Annotated in this window: 9 protein-coding genes and 1 pseudogene; 2 read left to right on the top strand and 8 right to left on the bottom strand. The window is 70.1% G+C overall.

Annotated features, from left to right (window positions below):
• Positions 1–224: 224 nt before the first annotated feature.
• The 3 genes from P409_RS11445 to P409_RS11455 are packed head-to-tail and all read right to left on the bottom strand — an operon-like array spanning position 225 to position 6,614.
• Positions 225–2,813: a hypothetical protein gene (locus tag P409_RS11445; protein WP_052120415.1), complete on the bottom strand. Its 2,589-nt coding sequence runs from the start codon at positions 2,811–2,813 to the stop codon at positions 225–227.
• A 43-nt stretch (positions 2,814–2,856) separates the two neighbouring features.
• Entirely contained in the window at positions 2,857–4,962 is a 2,106-nt protein-coding gene (locus P409_RS11450; protein ID WP_202964639.1) for an alpha-amylase family protein, read from the bottom strand.
• Between the two features lie 41 nt (positions 4,963–5,003).
• Entirely contained in the window at positions 5,004–6,614 is a 1,611-nt protein-coding gene (locus P409_RS11455; RefSeq protein WP_034835758.1) for an ABC transporter substrate-binding protein, read from the bottom strand.
• A 277-nt stretch (positions 6,615–6,891) separates the two neighbouring features.
• On the opposite strand from P409_RS11455, the gene P409_RS11460 reads away from it, so the two are divergent.
• Complete coding sequence (locus tag P409_RS11460; RefSeq protein WP_052120418.1) at positions 6,892–7,974, top strand: LacI family DNA-binding transcriptional regulator; 1,083 nt, start codon at positions 6,892–6,894, stop codon at positions 7,972–7,974.
• A gap of 86 nt (positions 7,975–8,060) precedes the next feature.
• Positions 8,061–8,333: pseudogene (locus tag P409_RS11465) on the top strand (SDR family oxidoreductase); the annotation flags it as partial.
• A 38-nt stretch (positions 8,334–8,371) separates the two neighbouring features.
• Here P409_RS11465 and P409_RS11470 read toward each other — a convergent pair.
• The 5 genes from P409_RS11470 to P409_RS11490 all read right to left on the bottom strand — a co-directional run.
• The gene (locus tag P409_RS11470; RefSeq protein ID WP_081991436.1) at positions 8,372–9,865 is read right to left on the bottom strand and encodes an aldehyde dehydrogenase family protein; all 1,494 of its coding nucleotides are present in this window, start codon (positions 9,863–9,865) and stop codon (positions 8,372–8,374) included.
• Between the two features lie 27 nt (positions 9,866–9,892).
• Entirely contained in the window at positions 9,893–10,666 is a 774-nt protein-coding gene (locus P409_RS11475) for a creatininase family protein (protein ID WP_081991437.1), read from the bottom strand.
• A complete protein-coding gene (locus P409_RS11480) occupies positions 10,663–11,631 on the bottom strand; it encodes an ABC transporter permease (RefSeq protein WP_034835764.1) in 969 nt (322 codons plus the stop codon). The genes P409_RS11475 and P409_RS11480 overlap by 4 nt, the downstream gene beginning before the upstream one ends.
• Positions 11,632–11,644: 13 nt before the next feature.
• Complete coding sequence (locus P409_RS11485; protein ID WP_161790378.1) at positions 11,645–12,655, bottom strand: Gfo/Idh/MocA family protein; 1,011 nt, start codon at positions 12,653–12,655, stop codon at positions 11,645–11,647.
• 5 nt (positions 12,656–12,660) lie between these two features.
• Positions 12,661–14,160, bottom strand: a 1,500-nt coding sequence (locus tag P409_RS11490; protein WP_034835773.1) for a sugar ABC transporter ATP-binding protein, incomplete at its 5' end; no start/stop codon positions are given.

Below are 14,160 nucleotides of genomic sequence, written 5' to 3' on the forward strand. Positions count from 1 at the left end.
GGGAGAGGTCGGACATCCGAAGGATGTTCGGGTGAAGGCATAGGGACGCTGCCGTGTTCACGGATCTTGCCGTGAGCGAACACAGGATCCGCCCTACCCTGAGACGATCATCCCGGCATCGCCGCCGCGAAGCCCTCACCCGGTCTCGCTTCGCGCGCCCGACCTCTCCCGCAAGCGGGAGAGGCAACGTGCTAGCGACTATCCGGCGGGCCGACGGCTCCATCTCACACCTGCAGCGCCGTGAGGTAGGGCTCGTTGGCCAGGTCGTCGCGCAGGCCCGGGGCAAGGACCAGCCGGTCGCCGGCCACCGCGCTGACATAGAACTGCAGGTGGAAGGCCGAGTCCGTATAGTCGGGCGGGATGACCGCCGCGAAGCCGTCTCCACCCCGCTGCATCGGCATCGCCTTCCAGCGCTCGGCCTGGTTGACGTGGCGGAAGTGCAGCACCGGCTCACCGCCGCCCGGCAGCGCTTCCGCGAGATCGGCCCGGACCTCCACCGCCTCGCCGCGCCGGAAGGTCGTCGGGCCGGTGACGCCCGTCGCCAGGCCGTGCACCGGCACCCGCCCCTGCAGCCGGGCGATGGCGGCTTTTGTCTGGTCGTCGGGATGGATCGTCTCGTGCGGCGCCTCGGACCGCATCGCCTGCAGGTCGGTGAGCTCGATCTCGATCTCGCGCAGCCGCTGCTGCCAGGAGCCGCGCAGCCAGCTCTGCGGCCCATAGGTGAGGTCGTCGTGATAGATGTCGCGCGCGATGTCGGCGATGCCCTGCCATGCCAGCACCGCCCGTTTCAGATGGGCCTCGGCCCGGTCCAGCGTCACCGCCGCCTTGGACAGGATGAACAGCTCCACCCAGGTCGAGGCGCGGAACTTCTGGGCGAAGAACCGGGCGATGCCCGACAGGATGCCGACATCGATGACGATGCGCTGCACCTCCGCCGTCTCGAAGGTGCTGCTGCCCTTGAGCGACACCAGCGCGGTGTCGCAGCCCGCGGCCAGGGTCTCCAGCCAGTCGGCGACGTCGAGCGGCGAATAGCGCCGGTCGGCGCGGCCCTCGTGCAGCGCCTCGGCGAACTCGCGGGGCGTGGCGAAGAGCTGCGGGTCGAAGGTCGGCGCGTTGCCGAAGCGGACCGGCCCGTCCATGTCGCTGCCATAGGGCCGGCGGTTTCCGACCGTACCGACCGGGAGGTTGGAGTAGATTTCCGGCCAGTAATGGTTGTTCGAGGCCGACGGCCCATGCGTCAGGCTGACCAGCGGCAGCACCCGGCTGGCCAGTGACAGAGCGGTTTCGCAAGCCTCGGCGGCGTCGCCGCAGGTCCGGCGGAGATGGCGCATCCAGCCGTCGCGATCAGCCCCTGGGTTGTAGAGCAGCCGCCCCCAGACCCGGTAGAGATAGGCGTATTTCTGCCAGTCGTACTTCGTCGCCAGGCCCTGCTTCTGGTAATTGAAGCGCTGACCCGGCACGCCCGTGCCCATGCGGCCCTTGAACGAGCCGGGCTCGCACCACTCCACCCCGTCCGAGCCGCAATAGGTCGAACTGCGCCCGTAGCCGGCGGCAAAGGCCGGGTCGCCCCACAGCAGCACGCGCTGGGTGCCGGCCCAGATCCGGTACAGCACCTTCCAGTCGCGGTCCTTGGGCAGCAGGTCGCCATAGCTGTAGCGCAGGAACTTGCGCGACCCTTCGCTGAGCTTCTCCCGCTCGCTGCGCGCCACCTCGGGCGGGTATTCGCGCTCGCGGATCGCGGACTGGTGATAGGGCAGGCCCATATGCTCGGCCATGTATTTCGGCGAGGCGGTGATCGGCATGCCCGAGGCGCGGGCGAGGCCGATGGTCTCGTGGTCCAGGCCCTTGCCGTGCATGTCGATCTCGACCGGCCGGCCGGCCGCGGCGACGCCTTTGAACGCCTGCTCCCAGAACGCGTAGTCGCCCTCGGGGATGCCGCCCTCGACATGCACCCGGAAGGTCAGGCCGGTGATCTCCGGCACCGCCTTCAGCAGCGCGGTGATGGCGTCGCGGCAATAGGGCGCCAGGTTGTCCCGGGTGATCCCCTGCACCGTGTAGTTGGCGTTCGGGACGTCGTCGAAATCGTAGCGCTGGGTCCACAGCGCCAGCTGGAAGTCGAGCCCGCGCCGCGCCGTCTCACGGGCGATGAACTTCAGCGTCTCGAGATTGGCGTCGCGCTCCTCCGGCGTCAGCTCCTTGACGTCGACCCCATAGCCGGGGAGGTCGAGCAGGAACGGGTACGGGAAGTAGAAAGTGACGTCGCGGATGAAGTTGTTGTGGTACGGGTAGTTGTAGCCCATGCCCAGGGTCAGGGCGAAGCGGTTGAACCGCTGGCCGGCCAGCATCGACAGGTAGTCGTGCCAGAACTGGCGGTCGTGGAACCAGCCCTTGTCCTCCTCCTCCGAGCAGAACAGGCGGGCGATGCTGCGGATGCGGGCCGAGGGCCGCTCCACCAGCGGCAGGCCGGGGCCGAACAGGTCGCCCTCGGCATGGCGGACCCGGTCGGCCAGCTCGGTCAGCGCGTAGACCAGGCCGCGGGTGTCGAAGCCCCAGGCGAGGATGCCGTCCGCCACCGGCAGCAGCGCCAGCCCTTCCGCCGTTTCCGGCAGCGTCACCGATGCGGCGGAAGCCGCCGCCGCAGCCTCCTGGTCGTCCCGTGTCGCCACGCGGATGGTGAACGCCCCCGGTTCCGCGCCGATCGCGGCCTGGACGTCACGCTGCCGCAGGGCCCGCAGCAGCTCCTCCGCCGCCCAGCGGACCGGGGCGGCGACGGTGTCGGGCATCAGCAGGGTGACGGAAGTCTCTGCAGCCATGAGGATCCTCGTGCCGTCCTGGTGTCGATCGGTCGCCGCGCGCTCAGGTCAGCGCGGCGACCTCGTAGTCGGCGATGCCGTCGAGCGTGAAGCGGACGGTGGTGCCGGTCTGGGTGAAGGGCACGCTGCGGCCGGCGCGCAGGGCCTCGACCGCCCGGATCGTCCGGCCCGGCGCGACCTCGAAGCTCACCGTCTGCGGGCCGAGCGGATAGGTCTCTCGCACCCATCCCCGCATCATGTTCGGCGAGGTGTAGTTGAGGATGTGCAGCGCGTAGCCGTCCTGGGTCCGCCAGGGGAAGACATCGACCAGCCCCTGCCCTTCGATGCGCACCGGCTGGCGGCCGCCCAGCGCCCAGCGCACCGCATTCGCCATCAGCCGGCCGAGATCGCCATTCGTCGACAGCCAGAAGGAGCGGTCGATGTCGCCCGAGAACCAGGCCACCCGCCCCTGCCCGTGCTGCCGCGCCGAGAGCGCGGTTTCCTCCGTCCTCGGCGTGTCCGTGTAGACCATCTCCGGCGGGAAGGCGGCGTAGGGCTCGACGATGCTCAGGAGATCGGCCCCGCCGGGCGCGACCGGCAGGCGGAACTCGCCATAGGGCAGCAGCGTGGTGTCGCCGAAGCCGGACAGGATCGGGTGGTCGCCCTCGATGCGCGCGAGATGCCCGCGCCGGTGGTGCCGGTGCTCCCCCTGCGCCGCGCCGAAGGGCAGGCCGGCAACCTCGACCGCGAACAGCCGGGCCAGGGCCGGCGTGGCGCGGCGGCGGCCCCATTCGTCGAAGCAGCCGCTCTCGAAGGTCGCGACCACCGCGCCGCCGCCGGCGACATAGTCCTCGACGGCCCGGGCCTGGGCGTCGGACAGCATCGCCGTGTTCGGCAGGACGATGGCGGCGAACTTCTTCAGCCGTTCCGCCGTCAGGTTCTGCTCGTGCAGGAACTCGAACGGGATCCGGGCCTCGAGCAGGGCGTAGTACCAGCCCTGCAGATAGTCGGTGACGTCGCCACCGCCGGGCGGCCGGTAGAAGGCGTTGGTCCGCTGCGAGAACACGACGGCGAGGCTGGCCACCGGCGCGGTGTTGCGGAAATGCCGCTCATGCTGCGCCAGCCAGCCGAAGAAGGCCTCGCCGGTGCGGCGGAACCGATGGTCGTCCGGCGCGCCGCCGAGCCAATGGTACCAGGGGACCATGCCGCTGGCGGTGGACTGCGCCATCCACAGCGTCGTCTCCTCCGGCGCCTTGGTCGTATGCCGCCAGAACGGGTCGGCATTGGCGTAGCCGCCGGTCACGTTGGTCACCGCCCGCCCGTCCATCACGGCATGGGCGACGCGGCCCTGCTGGGCGCAGTCCCAGACCGGGGTCTGGTTGTTGCGGCCCTGATGGTCAGCGTTGAACCAGCCGGCGACCTTGGCGATCGCCATCACGTCGGTCACCGCGCGGATGCCCCCGCCGAGATTGCCGACATAGACATTCTCCGGCGACCGTTCCTTGGCGATGCCATCCCAGAGCCGCCAGATCTCCAGCACCCGGTCCTCGTAGATCCGGTAGAACTCCTGCGGCGGCAGACAGGCCAGATGCTGGTGCTCGGTGTTGTACCAGGCCGGCCGGCGGCCGGTGCTGGGCCAGCCATTGGTGAAGAAGCCGTCGATGTCGTAGCGGGCGTTCATCTCACGATAGATCGCCGACATCTGCTCCGTATAGAAGGTCGAGAACATGCAGGTACGGAACAGCTCCGGCACCTCCGGATGGTGCACCGGCTGGCCGTCTGCGGTGCGCGCGATCCATTCGGGATGGGCCTCGGCGCCGTCCGCGTAGCACCAGTTCGGATCCATCCGCGCGACCACGCGCATGCCCTCGCGCTTGGCCGCGGCGGCGAATTCGCCGAACAGGTCGCGGTCGCCGAGATAGCGGCTGCGGTGATGGTACGGGATTTCGGTTGGATAGAAGGCCATGATGCCGCCGCCGCTCAGCAGCAGCGTGTCGATCCTCAGCCGCTTCCAGTAGTCGATCCAGGCCTCGACATCGAGGGTCTCGGGATCGCGCTCGTTGAAGTTGTTCTGCCCCGCGCGGCGCATCGTGTCATACCAGAAGGTGCCCGGCGCGAGGACGCGCCTGTCGCCGGGGGCGCCGCCGGATCGAAGGGCGGTTGCGGTCATGATCATTCCTTCCCGAAGCAATGCGGAGGCGAGATGGCGCCTCAGGCGATCTTCGCCTTGTCCAGCCGCCAGTAGGCGTAGCCGGACTTGACCTCGTAGCCGAGCTGGACCCTGGGATCGCGGGCGATGAGATAGCCGTTGGTGGCGATCGGCAGGACCGGCAGGTCGGTCATCACCTTGCGCTCGGCCTCCTGGATCAGCGCCAGGCGCTTGTCGTAGTCCGGCTCGTTCCCCGCCCGGTCGAGCAGGTCGTCGATGCCGGGGATGGCGACGCCGTAATGCGAATAGTTGGTGCCGCCGCTGCCGTCGGACTTCACCTCGGCGGTCTTCGACAGGATGTCCGCCAGCGGCAGCGTCGGCACCGGCGGATAGGCCGAGGAGTTCTGCGGCAGCGTGTTCATGTCCTTGCGGTTGTTGGCGTGGAAGGTGGTGTGGTCGATCACCTGCAGGTTGATGGCGACTCCGACATTGCGCATCTGCTCCTGCACCACCAGCATGGCGGCGGAATAGTCCTCGCGCTGGCTGGTATAGGCGTCGAGGGTGAAGCCGTCCGGATAGCCGGCCTCGGCCAGCAGCGCCTTCGCCTTGTCCGGATCGAAGCTGTAGCGGAGTTCCTCCGGCACCGTGTCGGCCGTATAGCTGCCGGGAAAGCCGGGCGGGTTGAGGCCGTAGGTGCGGCGGCTGATCGGCGCCATGGCCTCGACGATCGCGTCCCGATCGATGGCATAGGCGAAGGCCTGCCGGACGCGCAGGTCGTCGAGCGGCTTGCGCGTCAGGTTGAAGCTCATGGTGAACAGGCTGCCCGGCGCGGCCACGTCGAACAGCAGGTTCGGGTTCTTCTGCTTCATCGCCGGCACCCAGCCCGGCGCGCGCACGCCCTCGATCATGTGCACGTCGCCCGACAGCAGCGCCAGGGTGCGCGCCGTGGTGTCGAGGATGTAGATCACCTGCAAGTTCCTGGTGACCGGCGCCCCGCCGAAATAATCCGGGTTGGCGGTCATCATGATGCCCTTGGACGGGTCGGGATCGATGCTGACGAACTGGTAGGCGCCGGTGCCGATCGGGTCGCGCTGGATCGCCTCGCCCCTTTCCTGCACCGCCTTCCTCGACAGGATGACGCAGGAATAGTCCTGGATCGTGCCGCTCAGCAGCAGCGGATCGGGCTGCTGCAGCGAGATCTTCACCCCGTATATCCCGTCCGGCTGGACGTCGATGATGTTCTGGTACAGCACCTTGTTGCCGCCGACCTGCTTCGGGTCGCGCATGCGGTTCAGCGTGAAGACCACGTCGTCCGAGGTCATCTCGCCATAGCCCTTGTGGAACTGGACGCCCTGGCGGAGCTTGAAGGTCCAGGTCCGGGCGTCGGGCGACATCGTCCAGCTCTCGGCCAGCTGCGGCACGAATTCCTCCGGCCGCTCGGCGAAGCGGCCGTTGGGCGAGGCCACCAGCGTGTCGTGGATGTGCACGATCGACCAGTTGTCGGCCCCCTGGATCGAGTTCGAGGGGTCGAGCGTGCGGTTGTTGCGTGCGGCGAAGGCGATGCGGATGGTGTCGGTCGACTGGGCGGAGGCCCGGGTCCCGAGGGTCGCCGTCAGGCCCGCCCCCAGCAGCGCAGCCGATGCCCCGAGAACGTCCCGCCTGGTGAAAGGCATAGGTTCCTCCCCATCGGATTTTTGGGCAAACGCCTCCGCCCCTCGAATTCATGAGGACAGAACGGATCTTTGCCTGCGATACACTGATGGTAGCGCTGCCATTTTCGGGGAGTCAAGACGCCACTCGGAGATTTATTTGAGTCTGTCCGCCAGGAGACGTCGAGGACGGCGTTCAGCTTGAATTCCGCCGCGTTCCGCACCGATACTGCCGGCAGACCGGTAGGAGACGACCATTTCCGAGAAGCCCCGCAAGAGCCGCAGCGGCGGCACGCCGACCATGGCCGATGTCGCGGCCTATGCCGGCGTCGGCATGATCACCGTGTCCCGGGTGCTGCGCGAGCCGCACCGGGTGTCGGAGACGCTGCGGCGGATCGTCAACGACGCCATCCGCGAGCTGAACTACGTCCCCAATCTCAGCGCCCGCGCCCTCGCCTCCACCCGCAGCGGCGTAATCGGCGCGCTGGTGCCGTCGCTGACCCAGGTCGTCTTCGCCGACGTGCTGCGCGGCATCTATGACGGCGTCGACGGCACCGAGCTGCAGATCCAGGTCGGCAACACCCGCTACGACCCGCTGGAGGAGGAGCGGCTGGTCGGCCTGTTCCTGCGGCAGAAGCCGTCGGCGATGATCGTCTCCGGCATCAACCAAACGGCGAATGCCCGGCGGATGCTGGAGCAGGCCGGCTGCCCCGTGGTGCAGATCATGGACCTGTCGCCCGACCCGATCGACCGGATCATCGGCTTCTCGCATGAGGATGCCGGCCGGCGGATGACGGAGCACATGATCGCCCAGGGCTACACCCGCATCGCCTTCCTCAGCGGCTGGATGAACAGCCGCTCGGCCGGCCGCCGGGGCGGCTATCAGAAGGCGCTGGAGGCAGCCGGGCTGGACCGGCCGGGCCTGGTCCATTCGATATCCGAGTCCAGCCTTCGCCATCTCCTGGACAAGGTCAATCCGGCGACCGGGCGGCCGATGCTGGAGTTCGCCACGCCGGCCCTGGGGCGCGAGCTGTTCCGGCAGGCGCTGGCCGCGGACCCAGCACTCGACGCCGTGTTCTGCAACAACGACATCCTGGCGCTGGGCGTGCTGTTCGAATGCCTGCAGCGCGGCATCCGGGTGCCCGAGGACATGGGGATCGCCGGCTTCAACGACCTCGACTTCATGGAGGCGGCGGAGCCGAGCCTGTCGAGCGTGCGCACCTATCGCTACCGCGTCGGCCACGCGGCGGTCGCGGCGATCCGCGAGCAGCTCGCCGGCAGATCGCCCGGCCCGCGCATCCTCGACCTCGGCACCGAGGTGGTGGCGCGCCGGAGCACGGATCGCTGCGGCACGCTGGCGGCCCGCGCACCCCACCGCACCTAGGCACGCCATCGACAGGTATTGCCCGGCAGAGCCCCTGATCGGGCGTCGGGTCAGCGCAAGGAAGCGGGCCTGGCTCCGCGGCCAAGGGCGGTGTCTTCGGCTTCACCCGGGCCCTGGCGACCGAGCTGGGCAAGCACGGCATCACCGTGAACGCGGTGACGCCGGGGCTGACCGCGTCGGACGGCGTCATGGCCAGCCCGCACGCCCAGGCCTTCGGCTTCGTCGAGATGCTGCAGGCGATCCCCGGCCGGGGCCAGCCGCGTGACATCGCCCCAGCCGCCGCCTTCCTCGCCTCCGACGAGGCGCGCTGGATCACCGGCCAGACCCTGAACGTGGATGGCGGGATGGTGCGCTGGTGAACCGCAACCATCCCTGACCGGCGGAGCTATCGGCCCCCCTACCGGCTGATATCGATCGTCACCGTCTTCAGGTCCGACATCTCCAGCAGCGTGTGGCGGCCGCCGGTGCGGCCGATGCCGCTGCTGGTCCCGGCCGCGCCGCCGGCCGGAATGTGCGTCTCCCAGTACGGGCTCATCTCGTTGACGTTGACGATGCCGACCTTCAGCGCCTCGGCCCAGCGGAAGGCGTGGCGGATGGTCTGGGTGAACACCGCGGCGGACAGGCCGAGCCGACTCTTGCTGACGATGCGGTGCGCCTCATCCTCGTCGCGGAAGCGCAGCACCGGGACCACCGGGCCGAAGGTCTCGTCGATATTGAGCAGACTGTCCGGCGATAGGTCGGTGATCACGGTGGGCTGGTAGTGCAGCCGGGTCGCCAGCCCCTCGGCGCGGCCGCCGCCGAACAGGATCGAGGCGCCGCGCTGCCGGGCGTCGGCCAGGTGGGCATCGACCTTCTGCGCATTCGGCTCGTTGTTCAGAGGCCCCATGGTGGTGGCGGGGTCGAACGGGTCGCCCATCCGCACCGCCCGGGCCGCCGCGACCAGCTTCTCGACGAAGGCGTCGTGCACCGCATCGGCCACCAGGATGCGCTCGGTCGAGGTGCAGATCTGGCCGGCATTGGCGAAGCAGCCCGCCGCCGCCCGCGCCGCGGCGGTGTCGAGATCGGCATCGGCCAGGACGATGGTCGGGCCGTTGCCGCCCAGCTCCACCATCAGCGGCTTGCCGGCGCCGCGGGATGCGATGATCCGCCCGGTCTCGGAGCTGCCGGTGAAGGCGACGGCGTCGGTGCCGGGGTTAGACACCACCTCGTCGCCGACCTCCGGCCCGTCGCCGATCACGAGGTTGACGACGCCGTCCGGCACGCCGGCCTCGATCAGGCATTCCACCAGCTTCTCGGCGATAATCGAGGTGGTCGGCGCCGGCACCCAGACCATGGCGTTGCCGGTGGCCAGGCCGGGGGCGAGGTAGTAGATCGACGGCAGCGCCAGCGGGAAGTTCCACGGCGTAACGATGCCGAACACCCCCTTGGGCTGCAGGAAGCTGAAGGCGCGCTTGTTGCGGTCCTCGACCGGGAAGCACGCCGTCTCCAGCCACTTGATCTGCTCGCCGGCACTGCGGAAGGCGGCGACCGCGGCGCCGGCCTCGCCCAGCGCCTCGGCGTGGTAGGGCTTGCCCTGCTCCAGGCACAGGGTGCGGGCCAGTGCCTCTTTCCGCTTCTCGATCGCGTCGGCGACGGCGAAGCACAGCTTCGACCGCTCCCACACCGACAGGCCGGCGATCTTCGGCTTCGCCGCATTGGCGGCGGCGATCGCCCGCTGCGCGTCGGCGCGGGTGCCGAGCGGCACGAAGCCGACCACCGCGCCGGTGGCCGGGCTGGTGATCTCGAGGAACTCGCCGGAGCCGCCCTCCTCCCACCGCCCGCCGATGCGCATGCGGCTGACCGGGGCGCCGGACGGCGCGGTGGTGACCTTCAGGCCCTTGATCGTCTTCATCGGGATCGTCTCGGTTGGAGGGGAGGATCAGGCCGTGGCAAAGCCGTCGCGGAGGCGCAGCACCGCCTCCAGCGACCGGGTCACTGCGGCCTCGTACAGCTTCGCCCCGGCCTCGGCGGTGGCGTCGGCGGGGCGGCCGATCACCCCGGTCGGGTTGATCTCCTCGAAGCTGCGCCAGACCGTGATCGGGCTGGGCGAATAGAGATGCGGGTCCGGCCAGCAGGACGGCGTGCCGCCGGCGGGGATCGCCTCCGCCCGCGCCGAGCCCGGGAACAGGTGCAGCATCAGCGAGGTCTCCAGCGCACAGGCATGGCCGCAGCCCTGGCCGGCATCGGGCAGGATCGCCGCCGCGTCCTCGCGGATCAGGTCGAAATAGGAGAAGGCGGCGCTGCGCACGCCGTCGGCGCCCAGCTCCGACACCGCCACCTGCAGCGCTCCGCGGTTGCCGCCATGGCCGTTCAGCACGATCGGGAAGAAGCCGTCGCGGGCGAGCGACCGGCAGACATCGACGACGATGGCGATGAAGGTCGACGGCCGCAGGCTGATCGTGCCGGGGAAGGCCAGGTGATGGGCCGAGGAGCCGTAGGAGATCGGCTCCGCCACCCGGATCGAGGCGTCGCGGCCGGCGACGCCGAGCGCCACCGCCGTCGCCAGCCAGATGTCGACGCCGGTGGCGAGATGCGGCCCGTGCTGTTCCACGGCGCCGGTCGGCACCAGCACGGCACCGCGGGCCTTGCCGAGCTCCGGTGACGAACTCCAGGCCAGGCGGCCGGGGCCTGGGGCGAAGGGGGGCGAACTCATCCGATACGTCCTTCATCGAGGCGCAGGCGCAGCATCCGGATCCCGGCATCGGCGATCAGCGCCAGGACGATGATCGCGCCCTTGAACAGATCGATGCTGGAGGGGTCCACGCCGAAGACGCGCAGGGCATTGGTCAGGAGGCTGACGATGACGGCGCCGATCACCACCCCGGCCACCGTGCCGCGGCCGCCGAAGATGCTGGTGCCGCCCAGCACCGCCGCGGCGATGGCGTCGAGCAGCAGCGGCGTGCCGCCGAGATTGGGGGTGACGACCGGCACCCGGCTGATCATCAGCACGGCGGTCAGGAAGGTGAAGATGGCGGCGACGACATAGGTCAGCAGCTGCTGCCGCGGCAGCGGCACGCCGGCCAGCTGCGCCGCGGCGGGGTCGGAGCCGATGGCGTAGGTACGCAGGCCGAAGCGGGTCCAGCGCATCAGCGCCCAGGCGCCGATGGCGATCAGCCCGACCAGCAGCACGGAGTTCGGGACGCCGGCGATCTGCCCGATGCCGATGCCCTTCAGCGTCGGGCTCTTCAGGATCAGCACGCCCTTCTGCGCCGCCCACAGCGTCGCCCCCTGCACCGCCACCATGGTGGCCAGGGTGACGACGAAGGGCGGCACGCGCAGAGTGCCGACCAGGAATCCGTTGATCAGCCCCAGCAGCACCATGGTGGCGAGGCCGGCCAGGAGCGCCAGGGCCAGCGGATCGCCCGCATCCAGCCGCCCGGCCATCACCACGCTGCAGAAGGCGACCGCCACCCCGGCCGAGAGGTCGATGCCCCCGGTCAGCAGCACCACGAAGGCGCCAAGCCCCAGCAGCGCCACCGGCGTGGCCTGGGCCAGCACGTTGCGCAGGCTGTCGGGCGTGACCACCCGCGCATCGATCAGGCCGAACGCCGCCACCAGCAGAACCAGCAGCAACAGTGGCGCGAGGTCCAGGGCGCGGCGGAGCCAGGGGCTGTGCATCGGCCGGGTCCCGTCAGCCGCGCCAGTCGGCGACCGCCTCGGGCTGGCCGCTGGCGACGCTGCGCCGGATCGCGTCGTTGACCGCGACGGCGCGCAGCGCCTCGGGCACCGACATGACGAAGGGCTTGTCCTCGCGCACCGCCTGCACGAAGTGGCGCAGCTCCTCGTACAGGTCGCCCATGATCCGGCCATTGACGGTCGGCCAGTGCAGCCCGTCGGGCAGGCTCCAGGCGCCGCTCGACAGCACCCGCAGCCCGTGGTCGCGGACGTCGAGGTCGACCACGCCCTTGGTGCCGATCACCTCGGTCCGGGCCCAGATCCCGGTCGGGATGTCGCTCGGCAGCGACCAGCCGAAATAGAGCTGGCCGACCATGCCGTTGGACATGTCGCAGGTGGTGAAGATCGCGTCCTCGGACTGGACGCCGAGGCTGGGCATCAGCTTGGAGACGGCGCGGGAATAGACCCGGGTGATGTCGGTGCCGCTGATCCATTGCAGCGCGTCGACATCGTGCACGCCGAGATAGAAGCAGACGCTGGAGGAGCCGTTCATGCGGGTGCCGATGTCGCGCACCGTGAACCGGCCGGAGCTGGCGTGGATCGGGTCGCCGATCTTCCCGGCCCGCACCGCCTCCGCCGCCTGCACATAGCGCGGGTCGTGGCGCAGGATATGGGCCACCAGCAGGCGGCCGCCGCCCTTCTTCTCCGCCGCCGCCATGGCCTGCGCCGCCTCCAGCGTATGCGCCATCGGCTTCTCGACCAGCACCGGCTTGCCGGCCTCCAAGAGCGCGCAGGTGACGTCGCGGTGCAGCGTGTCGGGCAGCGCCACGACATAGGCGTCGGCGGCATCGGCGGCCAGCGACGCCTCGATGTCCGCGAAGTGCCGGGCGCCATACTGGTCGGCCGTCTTGCGGCCGAGCTCCGACGACAGGTCGACGACCGCCGACAGGGTCGCCGTCTCCAGCCCGGCGATCGCCTGGGCGTGGAACTGCCCCATGAAGCCGGCGCCGACGATGGCCAATCTCATCCTGCTCATCCCGCTACCCTCTCCTGTTTCGTCGGGCGAGGCACCCCGGCGCTGCGGCCGAAGGCCAGCGCCATCACCTCGGTCTCGGTCGCGCCGCGCGGCAGCTCGCCGGCGGTGCGGCCCTCATGCATCACCACGATGCGGTCGGCGACGCCCAGCACCTCGGGCAGCTCGCTCGACACCATCAGGATCCCGGCGCCCTGCGCCTTCAGCTCGGCGATCAGGACGTGCAGCTCGGACTTCGCGCCGACATCGACACCGCGCGTCGGCTCGTCCAGCAGCAGCACCCGCGGGCAGGTGGCCAGCCACTTGCCGATCACCACCTTCTGCTGGTTGCCGCCCGACAGGTCGCCGACGCGCTTGCGCGGATCGGGCGGGCGGACGCCGAGCTGCCGGATCAGCCGCCCGGCCTCGGCCGCCAGGGCCGCGGGCCGCACCAGGCCCAGCGCGGATTTGGCCCGGATCCAGGCCAGGGTGACGTTGTCCTGGATCGACATCGGCCCGACGAAACCTTCGAGATGCCGGTCCTCCGGCACATAGGCGACGCCCAGCGCATTGGCCCGGCGGGCGTCGCCGGCCGGCAGGTCGGCGCCGCCGATCCGGATCGTCCCGGTGCGGTGGGCGGAGAGGCCGGCGATGCAGCGCATCACCTCGGACCGGCCGCTGCCCATCAGCCCGGCCAGGGCCACCACCTCGCCCGCATGCACCGTCAGGCTGGCCGAGCGCAGCAGGCCGCCATCGGCGATGCCGTCGACCGCCACCAGGAGGTCGCCGCGCGGCACCCGCCGGTGCGGGAAGACGTTGCCGATGTCGCGGCCGACCATCATCCCGATCAGCGTCGGCTCGTCGAGGTCGCGGATCGCGCGGTCGCCGACGAAGCGGCCGTCGCGCAGCACCACGGCGCGGTCGGCCAGGGTGAAGATCTCCTCCATCTTGTGCGAGATGTAGAGGATGGCGCAGCCGATCCCCTTCATCCGGCCGATCAGCTCGTAGAGGCGGTCGCGCTCGCGGGTCGACAGGGCGCTGGTCGGCTCGTCCATGATCACCAGCCAGGCCTCAGACAGCATCGACTTGGCGATCTCGACCATCTGGCGCTGGCCGACCGTGAGATTGCCGACGCGGTCGTCGGGCCGGAGGCCGAGGTCGAACTGGTCGATCACCTCCTGCGCCTTGCGCCGCATCTCCGCCCGGCGCAGGGCGATGCCGCCCGGCTCGCGCCCCAGGAACAGGTTCTCGGCGACGGTCAGGTCGGGCACCAGGCTGAAATGCTGGTGGATCACGGCGATGCCGGCCGCCGCCGCCTCCGCCGGGGTGCGCAGCCGCACCGGGCGGCCATCCAGGATCAGTCCGCCCTCATCCGGCTGGTGCACGCCGGACAGGCATTTCACCAGGGTCGACTTGCCGGCGCCGTTCTCGCCCGCCAGCGCCACCACCTCGCCGGCGCGGATGTCGAAGGCCACGCCCCCCAGCGCCTTGACGCCGGGGAACAGCTTGCCGAGGCCGAC

It is taken from the genome of Inquilinus limosus MP06, from assembly GCF_000767795.1.
GTDB lineage: Bacteria > Pseudomonadota > Alphaproteobacteria > DSM-16000 > Inquilinaceae > Inquilinus > Inquilinus limosus_E.